The sequence below is a fragment of the Streptococcus sp. S1 genome (assembly GCF_034137685.1).
GTDB classification, from domain to species: Bacteria; Bacillota; Bacilli; order Lactobacillales; family Streptococcaceae; genus Streptococcus; species Streptococcus dentalis.
The window spans coordinates 843,007-861,028 of record NZ_CP139418.1; the positions used below are offsets into that span (position 1 = coordinate 843,007).

General features: G+C 42.6%; 20 protein-coding genes. 19 read left to right on the top strand and 1 reads right to left on the bottom strand.

All coding sequences use genetic code 11. The features are described 5' to 3' along the window. Positions 1 to 52 precede the first annotated feature (52 nt). The 17 genes from SM121_RS04015 (at position 53) to SM121_RS04095 (ending at position 15,427) form a co-directional block, all read left to right on the top strand. Positions 53 to 964, top strand: coding sequence for a DMT family transporter (locus SM121_RS04015; protein ID WP_320911220.1), 912 nt, complete (start codon positions 53 to 55; stop codon positions 962 to 964). 155 nt (positions 965 to 1,119) lie between these two features. Beyond that, positions 1,120 to 2,208, top strand: a complete 1,089-nt coding sequence (locus SM121_RS04020) for a DUF4352 domain-containing protein (protein ID WP_320911221.1) — start codon at positions 1,120 to 1,122, stop codon at positions 2,206 to 2,208. Positions 2,209 to 2,353: 145 nt separating this feature from the next. Further along, positions 2,354 to 3,499, top strand: coding sequence for an amidohydrolase (locus SM121_RS04025; protein WP_227223778.1), 1,146 nt, complete (start codon positions 2,354 to 2,356; stop codon positions 3,497 to 3,499). A gap of 120 nt (positions 3,500 to 3,619) precedes the next feature. Next, entirely contained in the window at positions 3,620 to 4,447 is an 828-nt protein-coding gene (locus SM121_RS04030; RefSeq protein ID WP_003018294.1) for an amino acid ABC transporter substrate-binding protein, read from the top strand. Positions 4,448 to 4,471: 24 nt separating this feature from the next. Beyond that, a complete protein-coding gene (locus SM121_RS04035; RefSeq protein ID WP_320911222.1) occupies positions 4,472 to 5,335 on the top strand; it encodes a MetQ/NlpA family ABC transporter substrate-binding protein in 864 nt (287 codons plus the stop codon). Positions 5,336 to 5,407: 72 nt separating this feature from the next. After that, a complete protein-coding gene (locus tag SM121_RS04040) occupies positions 5,408 to 6,781 on the top strand; it encodes a M20/M25/M40 family metallo-hydrolase (protein ID WP_320911223.1) in 1,374 nt (457 codons plus the stop codon). Next, positions 6,774 to 7,841, top strand: coding sequence for a methionine ABC transporter ATP-binding protein (locus SM121_RS04045; protein WP_037606946.1), 1,068 nt, complete (start codon positions 6,774 to 6,776; stop codon positions 7,839 to 7,841). The genes SM121_RS04040 and SM121_RS04045 overlap by 8 nt, the downstream gene beginning before the upstream one ends. Beyond that, positions 7,838 to 8,530, top strand: coding sequence for a methionine ABC transporter permease (locus SM121_RS04050; protein WP_003005708.1), 693 nt, complete (start codon positions 7,838 to 7,840; stop codon positions 8,528 to 8,530). The genes SM121_RS04045 and SM121_RS04050 overlap by 4 nt, the downstream gene beginning before the upstream one ends. Positions 8,531 to 8,542: 12 nt before the next feature. Next, positions 8,543 to 9,130, top strand: coding sequence for an MptD family putative ECF transporter S component (locus tag SM121_RS04055; protein WP_320911224.1), 588 nt, complete (start codon positions 8,543 to 8,545; stop codon positions 9,128 to 9,130). A 125-nt stretch (positions 9,131 to 9,255) separates the two neighbouring features. Further along, a complete protein-coding gene (locus SM121_RS04060) occupies positions 9,256 to 9,450 on the top strand; it encodes a helix-turn-helix transcriptional regulator (RefSeq protein ID WP_003005328.1) in 195 nt (64 codons plus the stop codon). Positions 9,451 to 9,478: 28 nt separating this feature from the next. Then, entirely contained in the window at positions 9,479 to 9,961 is a 483-nt protein-coding gene (locus SM121_RS04065) for a DUF6773 family protein (protein ID WP_320911225.1), read from the top strand. 10 nt (positions 9,962 to 9,971) lie between these two features. Beyond that, complete coding sequence (locus SM121_RS04070; protein WP_320911226.1) at positions 9,972 to 10,463, top strand: DUF6773 family protein; 492 nt, start codon at positions 9,972 to 9,974, stop codon at positions 10,461 to 10,463. A gap of 150 nt (positions 10,464 to 10,613) precedes the next feature. Then, positions 10,614 to 11,597, top strand: coding sequence for an oxygen-dependent tRNA uridine(34) hydroxylase TrhO (trhO, locus tag SM121_RS04075; RefSeq protein ID WP_320911227.1), 984 nt, complete (start codon positions 10,614 to 10,616; stop codon positions 11,595 to 11,597). A 99-nt stretch (positions 11,598 to 11,696) separates the two neighbouring features. Further along, positions 11,697 to 12,602 carry a DUF4299 family protein gene (locus tag SM121_RS04080; RefSeq protein ID WP_155126563.1) on the top strand — a complete coding sequence of 302 codons (906 nt, stop codon included), beginning with the start codon at positions 11,697 to 11,699 and terminating at the stop codon, positions 12,600 to 12,602. Positions 12,603 to 12,759: 157 nt separating this feature from the next. Then, positions 12,760 to 13,533, top strand: coding sequence for a nucleoside phosphorylase (locus SM121_RS04085; protein WP_320911228.1), 774 nt, complete (start codon positions 12,760 to 12,762; stop codon positions 13,531 to 13,533). Between the two features lie 155 nt (positions 13,534 to 13,688). Beyond that, complete coding sequence (locus tag SM121_RS04090) at positions 13,689 to 14,441, top strand: SDR family oxidoreductase (protein WP_155126566.1); 753 nt, start codon at positions 13,689 to 13,691, stop codon at positions 14,439 to 14,441. Between the two features lie 83 nt (positions 14,442 to 14,524). Then, a complete protein-coding gene (locus tag SM121_RS04095; protein ID WP_320911229.1) occupies positions 14,525 to 15,427 on the top strand; it encodes a carbohydrate kinase family protein in 903 nt (300 codons plus the stop codon). 329 nt (positions 15,428 to 15,756) lie between these two features. On the opposite strand, the gene rsmG is transcribed toward SM121_RS04095, so the two are convergent. Beyond that, on the bottom strand, positions 15,757 to 16,470 hold the full coding sequence (rsmG, locus tag SM121_RS04100; protein WP_155167416.1) for a 16S rRNA (guanine(527)-N(7))-methyltransferase RsmG: 714 nt from the start codon (positions 16,468 to 16,470) through the stop codon (positions 15,757 to 15,759). A gap of 70 nt (positions 16,471 to 16,540) precedes the next feature. Here rsmG and SM121_RS04105 point away from each other — a divergent pair, with 70 nt between their 5' ends. Beyond that, positions 16,541 to 17,101, top strand: coding sequence for a LemA family protein (locus SM121_RS04105; RefSeq protein ID WP_023918932.1), 561 nt, complete (start codon positions 16,541 to 16,543; stop codon positions 17,099 to 17,101). Between the two features lies 1 nt (position 17,102). Next, positions 17,103 to 17,999 carry a zinc metalloprotease HtpX gene (gene htpX, locus SM121_RS04110; protein WP_023918930.1) on the top strand — a complete coding sequence of 299 codons (897 nt, stop codon included), beginning with the start codon at positions 17,103 to 17,105 and terminating at the stop codon, positions 17,997 to 17,999. The last annotated feature ends 23 nt before the right edge of the window (positions 18,000 to 18,022 follow it).

Here is an 18,022-nt window from a genome sequence, read left to right on the forward strand (position 1 = left end):
TTTCGGCCTTTTGTGATACAATAAAAGTAAGGAACAGATTTGGGAGGGGACTATGTCAAAGACGATGAAGGGGACGCTCATGACCTTGATTGCTGGGATCGCTTGGGGTTTATCAGGAGCTTGCGGCCAGTACCTGATGGGTCATGGATTTACAGCAATTGGTTTGACAACAATTCGTTTAGTGTTTTCAGGAGCTGTACTACTGCTTCTTGCCTATCTAGCGGACCAGGAAAAAGTAAAGGCCTTTCTAACAGACCGCTCGTCATACATCCCCTTGCTTTTATTTGCATTTTTGGGTTTGTTAATGACCCAATTGACTTATTTAGAAGCGATTGATGCGACTAATGCAGGTACTGCAACTGTTTTGCAATATCTCTGTCCTATTGGAGTTTTGGCCTATTCTTGTGTTAAGGACCGAGTAGCTCCGACAGTATCTGAAATCTTTTCGATGATCTTAGCCATTGCAGGGACCTTTCTCATTGCAACCCATGGTCAACTCAATCAATTGGCAATCACTCCTAAGGGGCTAGCTTGGGGACTTATTTCTGCCTTTGCCTATGCCCTCTACATCATTCTACCTATTCAGTTAATTCAAAAATGGGGGAGTATGTTGGTGATTGGTATCGGTATGCTCATTCCAGGGCTTGTGATGATTCCCTTCACGGGAAGAAGACTTTTTCATGGCCAATATAGCATGGATAATCTAATGGGCTTAGTTGGCTTAGTGGTGATTGGGACCATATTTGCCTATACGGTCTTTTTGAAAGGGACAACTCTGATTGGACCGGTCAAAGGTAGCCTTCTTGCAGCTATTGAGCCTATTTCAGCTGTATTTTTTGCCTTTGCCATTATGAATGAGCATTTCTTTGCCATTGATTTTATAGGAATGGCTATGATCCTCTTTGCGGTCCTCTTGATTTCCCTTAAGGATCTCATGATTCAAAAAGAAAAAGGAATCTTGTAAAACCAAGATCAATTATTTTTCAGTTAAAAGGTTGAGACGAAAGTCTTGGCCTTTTTGTAATCCTCGCCTTTTGAGGGAAGAGTTATCACTATATAGCGTATACATAGCTAGAAAAAGATGTTAAAATAGAACAAAACTTTTTTAAGGAGATGAGGATGAAAAAGATTTTTAAATGGACCCTGTTTGCTGTGGCGACCTTGAGTTTAGTGGCTTGTGGTACTGGTGCTCAACAGACCAATTCGCAGCAAGCAAAGACAGAAAAAGCAGCGAAAAGCTCGGCATCTGACGGTCAAGTCGAGGTGAGTTTAAAAGGAGGACAATACATCAAACCACCTGTCCTCAATGACTCAGAAGACGGAACCTATTTAGCCCTTCAATTAGAATTTAAAAATGTTGCCAAAGAATCTATCAACGTGTCAGATTCAGATATCACCATTTACGATGCAGATAATAACAAGGTCAAATTGCAGTCAGGAATTTATGACCAAACGGAAGCCTTCCAATTGCTCAAGAGTGATCAGTTGGCCCAGGATAAAAAATTAACCGGCTATATCGTTTTCCCAGTCGAAAAAGGCAAAAAATACGAAGTGCAGTATGAACGAAAAATCTATAGCTCTGATAAAAAATCCAAGCCTTTAAAATTTGTGGTGGATTCTTCTCAATATGAGGACAAGGTGGAAGCTTCTACCCTTTTTGCAGATGAATACATCAATCAAGTTTACTTCAGTGGCCAACGAAAGGTCAAAAAGTATGACGCTTTTGTTTTGGGAACTGATTTGAAAAAGGAAGCCAGTGATTTCCGTGCGAAATTTGCGGCTGATTTTACTCGTCAATTGCATGATTACCAATTCCCTGAAGAAGAAGTGACCCAGTTTATCGATGCTTATGAAAAGGAAAATGCTAAGCGCGCGAAATTAACCTATAAGGTCAAACAATACTTCCCAGACAAGGTAGTCATTAGCTTGAATCCTGAGACAGTCAGCATGGAAAAGACGATCTTAAACCACATGCAGACCTTCTATCAAGAACATCGAAAAGACTATCCAGGTATTATCGAAGCGAATCAGGCTCAAAACAAAGCCTATAGAAAGGAAATGATGGCTTCTCTTGCAGATCGTCCCTTGACGACGCCGGATCGGTACGACTACCAGTTGACCTTTGTTAAGAAAGATGGCAAATGGGAAGTAGAAAAAGCCGATAATAGTGATAGCTTTATGGAAAAATTCGAGGGAAATCTTTCTTAATGCGGAAGTTGGCACTCCTAGGACATGAATCTAGGAGTGTTTTTATCTATAGCTTGAAACTATATCAAAACCCAAGAAACAAGAATTAGACGGATACACCTATTAGTGATAAAATAATCTTAAGTTTGAAAGGAGATGAAGGCTTGTGGCTTTTTCTTATGAAGAGTTAGCAGAGATTCGCCACTATATCCACCAACACCCAGAACTGTCTGGTCAAGAATACCAGACAACCGCCTTTCTAAAAGAGCGTTTAGAAGAGTTGGGGATTCGTATTTTAGAGAGTGGATTAAAAACTGGTCTGATTGCAGAAATTGGGTCTGGCCAACCAGTGGTGGCACTTCGAGCAGATATCGATGCCCTTCCAATTTTGGAACAAACAAATCTGCCCTACCAAAGTCAGAATCCAGGAGTCATGCATGCTTGTGGTCATGATTTTCATCAAACCAGTCTTCTGGGAGCGGCAGCTCTTCTCAAGGAAAAAGAAGACCAGCTTGAAGGAACCGTACGCTTGATCTTTCAGCCAGCAGAAGAAATCTCAGAAGGTGCCTCTGATGTTTTGGCAACAGGACTGTTGGAGGATGTTCAAGGAATTATTGGTTTTCACAACATTCCCCAGCTAAAAGCAGGGCAACTTGCCTTGAATGCTGGAGCTATGATGGCAGGGGTTGAGAAATTCAAGGTTACCGTCACAGGGGTCAGTAGCCATGCTGCAAGACCAGACTTGGGAGTTGACACTGTAACGGCCGTCACAACCATGGTTCAGAATGTACAATTATTAATTTCACGGACCGTTTCTCCCTTTGAAACAGCTGTTTTGTCCATTACGCACCTGGATGTGGGATCAACCTGGAATGTCCTCCCTAAATCAGGCTATTTTGAAGGAACCATTCGCTCCTTTAATCCGAGTGTGCAAAGAGACTTGAAGGCACATTTTATTTCCATCATTCGACACATTGCAGAAAGTTTGGAAGTAGATGTAGCTTTTGAGTGGGGTGTGACCCCTCCCGTTACCTTTAATGATGAAGAATTGACGCAAGTAGTTTGGGAAGCTTCACAAGGATTGGCTGAAGTGATTCCAGCAAATCCTTCTACAGCTGGAGAAGATTTCGCCTTTTACCAAGAGCGAATTCCTGGAGTCTTTGCCTTTATCGGTTCGAATGGAGAGCCGGATGCGCCAGACCTCCATCATGATCACATGACCATCGATGATGCAGCCTTTGAGGTATCGGTTCCCTATTATGTTGAAAATGCGCAAGCTTTATTGCGGTATTTTAAAGCCAAAGAAGTGTGATAAAGAAAAACTATCACCTCCATAAAAAATATATATTAGGCAACCAAATGCTTTTTTGATAAAATAAAAAAATACTTTTAAAATAGCGTTTTATGTGCCTGAAACGAATAAGGAGATCCTATGAATCTAAAAAAAGTGATTAAGTATTCTGCTTTAGGATTAGTTGCAGTCCTTGCAACCAGTGCTTTAGTAGCATGTTCATCTGGCAAATCAGCCAGTGGTAAGAAAACCATTGAAGTTGGGACTGTTGGAACAACCAAACCATTCTCTTACGAGGAAAAAGACGGTAAGCTAACTGGTTATGAAATCGAAGTTTTGCGTGAAATCTTCAAAGGTTCAGACAAATATGAAGTAAACTTTAACAAAACAGAGTGGTCTTCCGTCTTTGCTGGCTTAGATAGTGACCGTTTCCAAATCGGTGCCAACAACATTAGCTACTCAAAAGAGCGGGAAGAAAAATACCTCTATCCAAATCCATATGCTCGCAATCCATTAGTATTGGTCGTACCAAAAGATTCTTCTATTAAATCTTTGGATGATTTGGGTGGTAAGAAAACAGAAGTTGTTCAAGGAACATCTACTGCTAAACAATTAGAAGATTACAATAAAAAACATTCAGATAATCCAACTAACTTGCAATACACAGATGGAACCATTCAAACCATCATGGCTAATCTAGCGGATGGTCGTACAGATTACAAGATCTTTGAACGGATCTCAGTGGATACCATCATTCGTGATCAAGGCTATGACAACTTGAAGGTTATCGAGCTTCCAAGCGACCAACAGCCTTATGTGTATCCAATTATTGCAAAAGAAGATAAAGACCTTCAAAAATTTGTCAACAAACGTATCAAGGAACTCTACGACAATGGAACCCTTGAAAAACTGTCTAAAAAATACTTTGGTGGTGTTTATCTACCAGAAGCAAAAGATATTAAAGAATAATATTTAATTAAAGGAGACTTCAAAATGAAATTGAAAAAAATTCTTGGTTTAACAGCTCTTGCAGCTATCGCAACATTTGCTCTTGCAGCATGTGGTTCTTCAAAATCATCTAGCAAAGATGGTGAAACAACTGTAAAAGTGGGTGTTATGACTTTGAGCGACACTGAAAAAGCTCGTTGGGATCAAGTTCAAAAGAACTTGGATGACGCGAAAACAGGAATCAAATTGGAATTCACTCAATTTACAGACTACTCACAACCAAACGTGGCTGTAAAAGATGGTAGCGTGGATATCAATGCTTTCCAACACTACAACTTCCTTGATAACTGGAACTCTAAAAACGACAAGGCCCTTGTTGCAGTAGCAGATACCTACATCGCTCCAATCCGTCTTTACTCTGGTACAGAAAACGATAAAAACAAATACACTTCAATTAAAGAAATTCCTAAAGGTGGAACAATCGCTGTACCAAATGACCCAACAAATGAAAGCCGTGCCTTGTATGTCTTGCAATCAGCAGGTTTGATTAAATTGGATACCAAAGATGGTCAATTGGCAAACGTGTCAAATATCAAAGAAAATCCAAAAGATTTGAAGATTTCTGAATTGGATGCTTCACAAACACCATCTGCTCTTCCATCAGTAGATGCTGCAGTCATCAACAATACCTTCGTTCGTGAAGCAGGCGTTGATTTCAAAAAAGCTATCTATGTTGAAAAGAAAGACAACAACTCAAAACAATGGTACAACGTGATCGCTGCTAAGAAAGATTGGGAAAAATCTGATAAAGCAAAAGCAATCAAAGAAATCATCAAAGCCTATCATAAAGACAATGTGAAGAAAGTGATCGAAGAATCTTCAGAAGGAATGGACCAACCAGTCTTCTAAGATTCGATCTCAAGTGTATGAAGGAGGTGGAGAAGCAATTCTCTACCTCTTATCGTGTATTAGGAGGAATGCATGCCTTTTGCAACAGAAGCGGAACAAATCCGTAAATTTGAAAATGATGAGGTCGCACAACATTATTTTGAAGTGTTGCGAACCTTGATTTCAAAAAAATCCATCTTTGCCCAACAAGTTGGTCTCAAGGAAGTAGCCAACTATTTGGGGGAAATTTTTACAGCTGCAGGAGCCAAAGTCGAAGTTGATGATAGCTATACAGCACCTTTTGTGATTGCCAAGTTTTTCTCGCCAAATCCTGAAGCTAAAACCATCATTTTTTATAACCACTATGATACGGTACCAGCTGATGGAGACCAACCTTGGACGGGAGACCCTTTTACCTTATCAGTTCATTATGGGACCATGTACGGTCGAGGGGTTGATGATGACAAGGGGCATATCACGGCTCGTCTCACAGCTCTTCGTAAATACATTCGTGAAAGTGGCGATTTGCCAGTCAATATCACTTTTATCATCGAAGGGGCAGAGGAGTCTGCATCGACTGACTTGGATAAATACTTGGCCAAACACAAGAAACACTTGCGTGGGGCAGACCTCTTAGTCTGGGAACAAGGTACCCGAAATAATCAGGGTCAGTTGGAAATTTCCGGTGGTAGCAAGGGGATCGTCACCTTTGATATGGTGGTGAAGAGTGCAGAAGTGGATATTCATTCCAGCTATGGCGGTGTGGTGGACTCTGCTTCTTGGTATTTGTTAAATGCCATCGCCAGTCTTCGTGACAAAGAAGGCCAAATCTTGGTGGATGGGATTTATGATCAGATCCAAGAACCCAATGAACGCGAGCTAGCTTTGATCGAGCAATATGCCAACAAAGGACCAGAAGATGTAGCGGAAACCTATGGTCTAACCCTCCCAATTTTGAAGGAAGACCGAAAAGAATTCCTGCGCCGTTTCTATTTTGAACCAGCCCTGAATATTGAAGGTTTTGGCACTGGTTACCAAGGACAAGGTGTTAAAACGATTCTTCCGGCAGAGGCACGTGCCAAGATGGAGGTTCGTTTGGTTCCAGGTCTAGATCCCAAAGATGTCTTAGAAAAGATCCAGCAACAATTGAAGAAGAACGGTTATGATCAGGTCGAATTGGTCTATACTCTCGGTGAAAAAAGTTACCGAAGTGATATGAGTGCCCCATCTATTTTAAATGTCATTCGGTTGGCCAAAGATTTCTATAGAGAAGGAGTCTCGGTTCTTCCAACAACAGCGGGGACAGGGCCAATGAATACGGTCTTTGAGGCTTTGCAGGTACCGATGGCAGCCTTTGGAATTGGCAATGCCAATAGCCGTGATCATGGGGGCGACGAAAATGTGAAAATCGCCGATTATTACACCCATATTGAATTGATAAAGGAGTTAATAGCAAGTTATGAGTAAAGCAATGATTCAGCTGGACCACATTGATGTGACCTTCCAGCAAAAGAAACGTCAGATCCAAGCCGTCAAAGATGTGACCATTCATATTAATGAAGGTGATATCTATGGGATTGTAGGGTATTCTGGAGCCGGGAAATCGACCTTGGTTCGGGTGATCAATCTCTTGCAAGTGCCTAGCGCCGGAACCATTACTGTGGATGGAGATGTGATTTATCAAGATCAGGTGACCCTAAAACCGGCTGCCCTTCGGGAGAAACGTCGGGATATCGGAATGATTTTCCAACACTTTAATTTGATGGCTCAAATGACTGTCGCAGAAAATGTAGCCTTTGCTCTTAAACATTCTAAATTAAACAAAGAACAAAAGAATGAGAAAGTAGCGAAATTGTTGGAATTGGTTGGTCTATCTGACCGTGCAGAAAATTACCCTGCACAATTGTCTGGTGGTCAAAAGCAACGGGTAGCGATTGCGCGTGCCCTTGCCAACGATCCAAAAATTTTGATCTCAGATGAGTCAACTTCAGCCTTGGATCCAAAGACGACCAAACAAATTCTAGCTTTGTTGCAAGAATTGAACAAAAAACTTGGTTTAACCATTGTCTTGATCACGCATGAGATGCAAATTGTCAAAGATATTGCCAACCGGGTAGCTGTCATGCAAAATGGCGAACTGATTGAAGAAGGGTCTGTTTTAGATATCTTCTCGAATCCGAAAAATGCTTTGACGCAAGACTTTATTTCTGTTGCAACAGGAATCGATGAAGCCATGGTGAAAATCAACCAACAGGCTATTGTGAAGAATTTGCCAGATGATTCGATTTTAGCGCATCTCAAATATGCGGGTTCTGTGACAGATACAGCCATCATCAATGATATTTACAAACAGTACCAAGTTTCTGCCAACATTTTATTTGGGAACATCGAAATCCTTGATAACACGCCTGTTGGAGAATTGGTGGTCATCTTATCAGGTGAAAATCAAAATCTGGAAACGGCCAAAGCTGAGTTAGAAAATGCAGGAGTTTCCGTGACTATTGTAAAAGATGGGAGAAAAGCATGATCCAGTTAATTCAAACATATTTACCAAATGTCTATAAATTAGGGTGGTCTGGCCAGTATGGATGGGGAACCGCTATTTACTTGACTCTTTATATGACCGTTATTTCCTTCATTATTGGTGGATTTTTAGGTTTGGTGACAGGGCTTTTATTAGTCTTGACCCGTCCAGGTGGTGTCATCGAAAATAGAATTGTCTTCCATATTTTGGATAAGATTACTTCCTTGTTCCGCGCCATTCCTTTCATTATCTTGTTGGCCTTTATTAATCCTTTGACCTACTTGCTCTTGAAAAATACCATCGGTCCTACAGCAGCCCTTGTTCCGCTATCTTTGGCTGTCTTTCCATTCTTTGCCCGCCAAGTCCAAGTAGTCTTGTCCGAGTTGGATGGAGGCGTGATTGAAGCAGCACAAGCCAGTGGGGCAACCTTCTGGGATATTGTTGGAGTCTACCTACGTGAAGGGCTTCCTGATTTGATCCGTGTGACAACAGTGACCATCATTTCCTTGATTGGAGAAACCGCCATGGCGGGTGCCGTTGGAGCTGGAGGATTAGGAACCTTGGCCATCAACTACGGGAAAAACATGTTTAACAATGATGTCATCTTTGTGGCGACCCTATTGATCCTGATTCTGATCGTTCTGGTCCAATTTATCGGGGACTTCCTTTCGAAGAAAATTAGCCATCGTTAGGATCAGTATCCAATGAATAGAATAAATGTGAATCAAATAAAACAAGTTGGAGCCTTCGTCTTCCTCTATTTTCTTGCGATTGGACTGGGGGTCTTAGTTGGAAATCTGGTCGATCATCAAGGAAATATGTTTTATGCTCCTGCCTTTTCAGCCTTGTTTGGCGGGACTATCTACCGCTATTATCTAGAAAAAATAAAAGGAGTTGGATCTATCTTTATAGTTGGCTGCGTGATCGGATCCTTCTTCCTCTTTTCGCGTCACGGGGCAGGAGCCTTTTTTCCATCCTTGATCGCCGGAAGTTTTGCGGAAATGGTCGCCTCAAGTGGTCGTTTTCGCTCGAATTTACGAAATGCTTTGTCTTTTGTCATTTTTGCCTTTGCGACGACAGGGCCCATTCTTATGATGTGGTTCTATCCAGCCAGTTACCGCATGTCTTTACTGGATCGTGGCAAATCGATAGACTATGTCAATCGGGTGATGGTATCACCAGATCTAGCGACCATCACTTGGTTTATCTTCACGGTCTTACTAGGTGCTGGTATAGGATGGGGATTATCTAACATCCTACAGCCATTACTAATAAAAAGAAGAGGAAACTAAGAAAACCTGGGAAACCAGGCTTTTTTTGTTTTGTAAAAAATATTTTTTACAAAATGCAAGATATATATTGCAAAATAGAAAATATAGTGTATAATAGAGCTATAAAAACAAGAAAGGAAAATCATGTGGCGAAAAATCTCAAATTAAAAATGGCCCGGGTCGAGCATGATATGACCCAGGGGGATCTTGCAGATGCCATTGGAGTGACGCGCCAGACCATCGGTCTGATTGAGGCGGGAAAGTATAACCCAACCCTCAGTCTCTGCCTTGCCATCTGTAAGACCTTGGATAAGACGCTAGATCAACTGTTCTGGGAGTAACAGTTTTAATAATAGAAAGAGGAAACATATGAAACAAAAGAAAGAACCAATTGTAAAAGATGAACGGACCATGCTACTTGATGGAAAAATTGCAGGAGAACTTGTCCTTGGGACGACCTTTTTTATAGCCGTATCCGCCTTTGTGAAAGCAAGTATCCTGGACTTAGACCTAGTAGCCTATCTACCTGAGATGTTCCTTCTGGTTGCCATGGGGACTTATGCTCTGCTAAGAAGAATCAGTTCAGGGATTGATATCCGAGATATGTTAGAGAAAGATAGCTGGTTGAGTCGCCTTGGGTCAGGCCTATTCTTTGCTGTGCTTGTGACAGCTATGGATGTGATTGGAAAGCGAGAAGCAACGAGCTTTATACTCAGTCCCAAGTATCTGGTCAAAATTTTATTAGAAATTCTCGTCTTTGCGATCCTGACAGACCTGCTTGAAAAACCACTTGCTTTTATCAATCGGAAAAAACAAGAGAAGATAGAGGCAGAGTTAGAGGATGAAGAATAAGGAGAAAGCAATGAGATTACAATTGCTGAACAAACAAATCATAGATGAACGAGAAGAAGGCTTAGCTCATAAGGCTGGTGCTGAAACAGCTGGTTTTCTTTTCCTTGCCTTAACTGTTTTTAGTGTAGGATCCATTTTTACATCTAAGGTAGGGCTCAGTCCAATCATGGTGGTAGCCTTACTCATCGTCTCAGGATTGTATTATTCGGTTCGTTGTCAACGATTGGGTGTGAAATTTATCAGTTATAGTTATCTAAATGTGACGGGAATTGTAGCAGTAACCTCTATTCTCTCCTTGTTCATCTGGGCTCAAAATTTTCAATTAAACCAAGCTGTTTATCAGTCCAATCCTTTTCATTCAAAATTCTTACTAGTACTTCCTATTACCTTCTTACTGAATCTTCCAATTGTATGGGGAGTGAATACCCTTGTGATGCTTCTTGCAAAAGTTGAGAAAAAACGCTATGAAGCCTATCTGGATCAGATGGAAAAGGAAGAGTAGGAAGTTGGAACCCTGGTTTCGTCGTATAAAAGTCTGGGAAACCAGGCTTTTATTTTTCAGTCAAATAAATTGCATTCGTTTTCTTGGGAGAGTATACTGGTATAGTTGAATGAAAAATTCTGATAATTTAATCTTAGAAAAGAGAATGACATGGCAAAACCTATTCGTGTATTACTTTACTATAAATATGTTCCCATCGAAAACGCAGAACAATTTGTGGCTGATCACTTGGCCTTCTGTAAATCAATCGGCCTTAAAGGTCGTATCCTAGTCGCTGACGAAGGGATCAACGGAACTGTTTCTGGTGACTACGAAACAACGCAAAAATACATGGACTACGTTCACAGCCTTCCAGGGATGGAAGACCTCTGGTTCAAGATCGATGAGGAAGAAGAGCAAGCTTTCAAGAAGATGTTTGTACGTTATAAGAAAGAGATTGTCCACCTTGGTTTAGAAGATGATAATTTCGATAATGACATCAATCCTCTTGAAACAACAGGTGCTTACTTGTCACCAAAAGAGTTTAAAGAAGCTCTTCTCGACGAAGATACAGTCGTCCTTGATACTCGGAATGACTACGAGTACGATCTTGGTCACTTCCGTGGAGCTATTCGTCCAGACATCCGCAACTTCCGTGAATTGCCACAATGGGTCCGTGATAACAAGGAAAAATTCATGGACAAGCGTGTTGTCGTCTACTGTACTGGTGGAGTCCGTTGTGAGAAATTCTCAGGTTGGATGGTGCGTGAAGGTTACAAAGATGTTGGCCAATTGCATGGCGGAATTGCAACCTACGGGAAAGACCCAGAAGTTCAAGGCGAACTGTGGGATGGGAAGATGTACGTCTTTGACGAGCGGATTGCAGTCGACGTCAACCATGTCGATCCAAGCGTTGTCGGAAAAGACTGGTTTGATGGAACGCCATGTGAACGCTATGTCAACTGTGGAAATCCTTTCTGTAACCGTCGCATCTTGACCTCAGAAGAAAACGAAGACAAGTATCTTCGCGGATGTTCGCATGAGTGCCGGGTTCATCCTCGCAATCGTTATGTTGAAGAACACAACTTGTCACAAGCAGAAGTTCGTGAGCGTTTAGCGGTTATCGGTGAGACGCTTGATGGAGCACCTGCATAATGGAAACAAACAGTCTGAAAGCTCAGGCTGTTTTTATATGGAAATTGATTGAAAATTGTGCTATACTTTAGGTAAGCGATTTCACAAAGGAGAAAACAAATGAGTATCGTGTTTTCAATCAAAAATAAAAAGAGCTTATTTGGCTATCAGAAAGTACTCGCAGCACAGGAAGTTCTTAAATTAGTGGAGGGGTTAACAACCTACAACTATGATCCTGCCACCCTTCATCGTCCCTTAAATGATTTTGAAGGCTTGAACTGTATCGTATTTGGCAAGAGCGGTCTTCCTCTGCAGTTACGCTATTTTGATGAGGAAGAGTCTTATCAGATTCAGGTGCCCTCTTTTGCGATAGAAGAAGATTGGCAGTTGGCCCTTCGATGGATCAGTCGCCTAGGAGAAGTATTAGGAACGGAGATTGTGGCTAGTGACGGCATGAGCTATACTCCAGATTCTATTTTCCATTTTGATTATGAAGTCGTTATCCTAGAAACGCTGGGTAATGTGACGAAAGAAAAAGATATAAAAGAGTTTGAAGTACAAGGCTTCGCTCATCCAGTCTATTTGGATCGGGATACAGTACAGGAAGTATTGAACCATGTCCATCCACTAGAAGCCTACTCTGCCTTTATCAAGAAGATTCAATATAGTGCAGCTTATTTCAGTCAAGTCCGTTTTTATCAACAGGAGGAGACAGGAGCCTTCTTAGCCAGCTTTAGCTTGACAGAAGATACGGATACGGTCTTGCCAAGCGTGCCACATGTTCCTGCAGAATATGTAGAAATTGTGGGCTTAGCGGGTATCATTGATTGGCGAGTTCTATTGGTTGCGATCGATGGAGATCCGGATAAGCCAGAAAATTACCATCCAATCGGTTCTCTTGCACTGAAGAATCTATTAGCAGCGCTAGAGCCAGATGAATTCCAGCTGCTAGATGCTAGTCAAATTGAAATCAAAAAATTGTCCAAAGAACGGTTGCTAGAATTAGCGCAATTGGAAAACAAGTAAAAAATATCGCAGTGAACTGTCCCTCAGACATTTGATCCGAAAAATCTAACGTCTGGGAGCAGTTCTTTTTTATACTCCTTCCTTTGATCAAAAACCAATGACTAGGCTAATTATGGTATAATAGGGGCCTAGAAGTAGAATGAAAGAGGTGCACGAAATGCTGTTAGAAGAATTTGATGCCAATCGACAGGCGATTATCAATCCACAAGACTTACACCAACCAATTGAAGGATTTCCCAAAGTAGTCATCTCTTGCTTTTCAAGAGTAACTTTTGCGCGCCTCCTTGAGAATTATGACCATGAGGTCATTGCAAGAACCTCCATGGCTAATTTTGAAGTCTTGGTCTATGGGATCACTATCGGAGACCAACAGATTGGTGCCTTTAATGCACCAGTTGGGGCTGCTTCTTGTGTGGGGATTATAGAGGACCTGATTCAATTTGGGATGGAAAAACTCGTTCTTTTTGGGACTTGTGGGGTTTTAGATCGAGATATCGAAGCAACATCCATCATCATTCCAACAGCTGCTCTTCGCGACGAGGGGACCAGTTACCACTATCTTCCAGCTAGTGATGAAGTGGAAGTAAGCAAGAAAACCCTTCCTCTCTTCCAAGCCTTTCTGGACAGCCACAAGGTTTCCTATCAGTCAGGAAAAGTGTGGACGACAGATGCACCCTACCGGGAAACCATCGACAAGATGAAGCGACGAAAGGAAGCGGGAGCCATCTGTGTGGATATGGAATGTTCGGCAGTGGCAGCCTTAGCAGCTTATAGGGGCTTTGAGCTCTGCCATTTCTTCTACGCAGCAGACCACCTCTCGGAAGAAAAATGGGATATCCGAACCTTATCTAGTCATGAGGATTTAGATAGCAAGGATCGAATCGCGGAGTTAGCCATCCAATTTGCGCTCTTTTGGGAAAAGGCAAACTAAATGAAAGAAGCAATGATTGAACTGAAGGATTTTTCCTTCCAATACAAAAAGTAATTTTGCAAGATAGGATTGTTTCATCCAGATTCTAAGTCGAGACAGAACCTGATGGTTCTTTCTCAATCAGGGACGTTTTTACAATCCATGGAGGTAATGACATGTCAGAAACGATTTTAGTAACAGGAGCTTCAGCTGGCTTTGGTCAAGCGATTTGCCGTCGCTTAGTAGCAGATGGATACCGTGTGATCGGGTCAGCTAGACGCATCGATAAATTACAGGCCCTTCAAGAAGAGTTGGGAGAAGCCTTTTATCCCCTGCAAATGGATGTGACGGATCTTTCTCAGGTAGATCGCGAACTTGCCAGTTTGCCCAAAGCTTGGGAGAGAGTGGATGTTTTGGTCAATAATGCTGGCTTGGCTCTAGGCCTCGCCCCAGCTTATGAAGCAGAGGTCGCAGACTGGCTGACCATGATTCAGACCAATATTGTCGGTTTGACCTATCTGACAAGGAAAATCTTGCCCCAGATGGTGGAACGAAATGATGGCTATATTATCAATTTGGGCTCTACAGCAGGAACTGTGCCTTATCCAGGGGCCAATGTTTACGGGGCATCCAAGGCTTTTGTCAAGCAATTCTCCCTCAATCTTCGGGCGGATCTAGCTGGCAAGAAGATTCGTGTCAGCAATATTGAACCCGGTCTTTGCGAAGGAACGGAGTTCTCTTCTGTTCGCTTTAAAGGAGACGAAAAACGGGTAGAGGCCCTCTATCGAGATGCCCATGCCATTCAGCCTGAAGACATTGCCAACACTGTAGCTTGGTTGATCCAACAGCCCAAGCATGTCAATGTCAATCGGATTGAAATCATGCCGGTTTCCCAAACCTTTGGCCCACAACCCGTTTATCGTGATTAAAAAGAGAAGCAACCAAACCACAAGGGGTTGGTTGTTTTTTATGTTTCCTCTGGTATAATAGAAGGCAAAGTAAGGAGAAAAAGATGACAGCTGCGTTAGTTATTGGTTCTACAGTTTGTGATGTGATGATTTACTTGGATCGTTTGCCAAGTCGTGAAGGAGATGCCCATATTGATCACCAGCAATGGTCTGTGGGAGGTTGTGCCTTTAATGTCGTTAATATCCTTCATTTTTTGTCGCAACCCTACCAGTTTGTCTCGCCAGTCGGTTCGGGAATATATGGTGATTTTATTCGGAGAGAGCTGAAACAATTAGGGATTTCCTCTAGCATCTCATTAGAAGGGGCCAATGGTTGCTGTTACTGCTTTGTAGAGTCTGATGGTGAGAGGACCTTCTTATCGGACCACGGAGTGGAGTATAGCTTTCAAGCAGAGTGGCTAAAAGAGATCGAGACAGATCGGTTTGATTACATCTACTTGTGTGGCCTTGAAGTCGAGGAGCCAACCGGTCTTGCATTGGTCCAGTCTATTTCGCAACTAGAAGGCCAGGTGATTTTCGCACCTGGGCCACGCGGACTCTTGATTCCAAAGGAACGACTGGAAGCAATTTATGATCTGCATCCAATTCTCCATGTTAATGAGGCTGAAGCACTGGCTTTTTCAGGGTGCAGAGAGATCCAGCCAGCCATCGAACACTTGTACCAGAGAACGGGACAATTAGTCATTGTCACCTTGGGTGAAAACGGAGCGGTTGCCTATGATGGCAACTGGTATGAGGCAGACGGTTTTCCAACAGAAGTCGTCGATACAGTAGGCGCTGGAGATAGCCATGTAGGAGACTTTATATCCGCTCGTCTAGAAGGCTTAGACATCGCGCAAGCCTTAAGCTTTGCCAACAAAGTCTCTAGCCAGATTGTTGCAAGTAAGGGCGTTCATCTGACAAAAGAGCAGCAAGAAGCCCTGCGAACAGAATTGAAACAAAAATAAAAAAGAGAGTGGGACAGAAATCGGTAATTCGTTAGAATTCGATTTCGTCGTCCCACCTCCGCACAGTTGAGTAGGGCTGTAAAAGCTGATGAAATCAGCGTAGTAGAGCCCACTCAACCACTGCGTCTTGCTCCACAATCCAAAAATAATTGAGAGGCTAGGACTCTTGTCCCAGCCTCTTATTTGACGTTATCCGCTTAGCCCTTTGTATCTTACTGAAATGAACACGGGCTGCGGATTGTGTCAAAAAGATGAATCCTCCTAGAATCTTTTGGATTCTGCGTCGAATTCCCTATTTTGACTTTATCCGCTTAGCCCTTTGTATCTTACTACAATGGCCGCTTATTGGGCATACCTGCTTTTCTTGGGTATTTATTGGGGGTTTCTTTTTTCTTTTCTACAAGAGTGATATAGCGTGGATCCCCGTTTGGCAATTCATACTGTAGATTGTCTTCAACCTTGCTAAATAGCAGGTTGAGGGCATTTTTGGCTTCTTCCAACTCTTCTGGAGCATTGCTGGCCTTGAGAGCAAGAAGCCGTCCTCCTACTTTCAGGTAAGGGATGGTCAGTTCAGAGAGGACCTGCATGCGGGCAACAGCGCGGGCAGTTACGATATCAAATTGGGCACGAAAGGCCTTGTCTTGTGCAAAGTCTTCAGCTCGTCCATGGTAGAAATGAACCCCATTTAAGCCCAACTCTTCAGCCAGCAAGTGGAGAAAATTGATCCGCTTATTAAGGGAATCAATGATGGTCACATCCAGCTCAGGGAAAAGGATCTTCATGGGTAGGCTGGGAAAGCCAGCGCCAGCTCCGATATCCAGGAGACGGATGGGTTGGTTTTCGATCAGGCCCTGTAAAATGGGTGCGATCGAATCATAAAAATGCTTGAGATAGACTTCGTCTTTTTCGGTGATGGCGGTGAGATTAATCTTTTCATTCCATTCCACGAGGAGCTCAAAATACCGTTCGTATTGCTCTTTTTGGCGATCAGTTAATGGGAAGCCGAGATCGGCTAAACGGACATAAAATTCTTCTGGTTTCATGCTTTTATTTTACCACAAAATAAGGGAAATTTGATATACTGGTAGAAAGAAATGAAAGGAATTCAATAAAATGATTTGGATTATTCTTGGGATCATTGTGGTCCTTGTGTTGATTGTAGTAGGAGTTTACAACGGTTTGGTGAAAAGCCGCATGCAAACTCGTGAAGCATGGAGTCAAATTGATGTGCAATTGAAACGTCGGAATGACTTGATTCCAAACTTGATCGAAACCGTTAAAGGCTATGCCAAGTACGAAGGAGATACACTAGCAAAAGTGACTCAACTTCGCCAACAAGTAGCGCAAGCTTCTTCACCTGCAGAAGCAATGGCAGCCAGTGATGCTCTTTCACGCCAAGTAGCAGGCATCTTTGCGGTGGCTGAAAATTACCCAGACTTGAAAGCCAACACCAACTTCATGCAATTGCAAGAAGAATTGACCAACACAGAAAACAAAATTTCTTATGCTCGTCAATTGTACAATAGTGTCACAAGCAATTACAATGTCAAGTTGGAAACTTTCCCAACAAACGTGATTGCTGGAATGTTCGGCTTCAGACAAGCTGAATTTCTTCAAGTGCCTGAAGAAGAAAAAGCAGTACCAAAGGTGGACTTTAGCGGATTAGGAGACTAATATGCTCTTTGACCAAATTGCAAGCAATAAAAGGAGAACCTGGATTCTCCTTATTGCTTTTTTCATACTCTTAGCTCTTATCGGAGCAGCCGTTGGTTACCTCTGGTTAGGCTCCTCCCTTGGTGGCGTCATCCTAGCTTTGATTATTGGTGGAATCTATGCCTTTAGCATGGTTTTTCAATCCACCGAAGTTGTCATGCGGATGAATGGGGCGCGTGAGGTAACGGAAGAGCAAGCCCCTCAACTCTACCATATTGTACAAGATATGGCTATGGTAGCCCAGATCCCCATGCCTCGGGTCTATATTGTAGATGATCCTTCTATGAATGCATTTGCGACAGGGTCCAATCCTCAAAATGCTGCTGTTGCAGCAACGACAGGTCTTCTAGCTGTGATGAACCGTGAGGAATTGGAGGGAGTCATCGGACATGAAGTCAGCCACATTCGCAATTACGATATTCGCATCTCTACGATTGCAGTGGCCCTTGCCAGTGCCATCACCATGCTTTCTAGCATTGGTGGCCGGATGATGTGGTGGGGCGGTGGCCGTAGCCGGGACGATGATCGAGAAGGTAGCGGTGGTTTAGAAATTATTATTCTGATCCTTTCCTTGCTTGCCATCGTTTTAGCGCCATTAGCAGCGACCCTGGTCCAGTTAGCCATTTCTCGTCAACGGGAGTTCCTAGCAGACGCTTCAAGTGTCGAATTGACACGGAATCCTCAAGGGATGATCAATGCTTTGTTAAAACTAGACAATAGCGAACCCATGCAACGACATGTCGATGATGCGAGCAGTGCTCTTTTTATCAACGATCCAAAAAAAGAATCCGGATTGCAAAAACTCTTTTATACCCACCCACCCATTGCTGAACGGGTGGCTCGCCTAAGAAAAATGTAAAATAAAAAATCCACCAAACGGTG

Excerpts from the sequence above, each read along its gene's own strand:
- SM121_RS04015 (WP_320911220.1), top strand. The coding sequence starts at position 53 with ATGTCAAAGACGATGAAGGGGACGCTCATGACCTTGATTGCTGGGATC.
- SM121_RS04020 (WP_320911221.1), top strand. The coding sequence starts at position 1,120 with ATGAAAAAGATTTTTAAATGGACCCTGTTTGCTGTGGCGACCTTGAGT.
- SM121_RS04030 (WP_003018294.1), top strand. The coding sequence starts at position 3,620 with ATGAATCTAAAAAAAGTGATTAAGTATTCTGCTTTAGGATTAGTTGCA.
- SM121_RS04035 (WP_320911222.1), top strand. The coding sequence starts at position 4,472 with ATGAAATTGAAAAAAATTCTTGGTTTAACAGCTCTTGCAGCTATCGCA.
- SM121_RS04040 (WP_320911223.1), top strand. The coding sequence starts at position 5,408 with ATGCCTTTTGCAACAGAAGCGGAACAAATCCGTAAATTTGAAAATGAT.
- SM121_RS04045 (WP_037606946.1), top strand. The coding sequence starts at position 6,774 with ATGAGTAAAGCAATGATTCAGCTGGACCACATTGATGTGACCTTCCAG.
- SM121_RS04050 (WP_003005708.1), top strand. The coding sequence starts at position 7,838 with ATGATCCAGTTAATTCAAACATATTTACCAAATGTCTATAAATTAGGG.
- SM121_RS04055 (WP_320911224.1), top strand. The coding sequence starts at position 8,543 with ATGAATAGAATAAATGTGAATCAAATAAAACAAGTTGGAGCCTTCGTC.
- SM121_RS04065 (WP_320911225.1), top strand. The coding sequence starts at position 9,479 with ATGAAACAAAAGAAAGAACCAATTGTAAAAGATGAACGGACCATGCTA.
- SM121_RS04070 (WP_320911226.1), top strand. The coding sequence starts at position 9,972 with ATGAGATTACAATTGCTGAACAAACAAATCATAGATGAACGAGAAGAA.
- trhO (WP_320911227.1), top strand. The coding sequence starts at position 10,614 with ATGGCAAAACCTATTCGTGTATTACTTTACTATAAATATGTTCCCATC.
- SM121_RS04080 (WP_155126563.1), top strand. The coding sequence starts at position 11,697 with ATGAGTATCGTGTTTTCAATCAAAAATAAAAAGAGCTTATTTGGCTAT.
- SM121_RS04085 (WP_320911228.1), top strand. The coding sequence starts at position 12,760 with ATGCTGTTAGAAGAATTTGATGCCAATCGACAGGCGATTATCAATCCA.
- SM121_RS04090 (WP_155126566.1), top strand. The coding sequence starts at position 13,689 with ATGTCAGAAACGATTTTAGTAACAGGAGCTTCAGCTGGCTTTGGTCAA.
- SM121_RS04095 (WP_320911229.1), top strand. The coding sequence starts at position 14,525 with ATGACAGCTGCGTTAGTTATTGGTTCTACAGTTTGTGATGTGATGATT.
- rsmG (WP_155167416.1), bottom strand. The coding sequence starts at position 16,470 with ATGAAACCAGAAGAATTTTATGTCCGTTTAGCCGATCTCGGCTTCCCA.
- SM121_RS04105 (WP_023918932.1), top strand. The coding sequence starts at position 16,541 with ATGATTTGGATTATTCTTGGGATCATTGTGGTCCTTGTGTTGATTGTA.
- htpX (WP_023918930.1), top strand. The coding sequence starts at position 17,103 with ATGCTCTTTGACCAAATTGCAAGCAATAAAAGGAGAACCTGGATTCTC.